The sequence below is a fragment of the Mycobacterium sp. UM_Kg27 genome, from assembly GCF_000972905.1.
Classification (GTDB): domain Bacteria; phylum Actinomycetota; class Actinomycetes; order Mycobacteriales; family Mycobacteriaceae; genus Mycobacterium.
In genome coordinates this window covers 1-392 of sequence record NZ_JRMM01000334.1, presented here as the reverse complement: position 1 = coordinate 392, position 392 = coordinate 1, and the positions used below count along the sequence as shown (strand labels likewise).

Genomic DNA, 392 nt, shown 5'->3' with positions numbered 1-392 from the left:
CCGTGGGCACCGACAGTGGAGCCCTGCCCGCCCGCGCCGCCGTTGCCACCGGCGCCCCCATCACCGGCATGAGTGCCATGAGCACCCGGCTCGTCACCGTGGAAGCCGTTGAAGCCGTTGCCGCCGGCACCACCATCGCCACCGGCGCCACCGACACCCTGAGCCGCGTGGGAACCGTCCGCAGCCAACCCGCCGGCACCACCATCACCACCGTTGCCGCCGTGGCCACCGCCGGTGCCATCAATGCTGCCCGCGACACCATTGGTGCCCAAGAAGCCATCACCGCCGAGACCCCCGTTGCCCCCGACGGTGGCCGCCCCATCCAACCCGTCCGCGCCCTGACCGGTGCCATCGCCGTCGCTGCCACCGGTCCCGCCGGCACCGAAGTCGCC

At 73.5% G+C, this 392-nt stretch carries 1 pseudogene; it reads right to left on the bottom strand.

Annotated features, from left to right (window positions below):
- Positions 1–392 (bottom strand): annotated as a pseudogene (locus LI94_RS24200) (PE family protein); the annotation flags it as partial.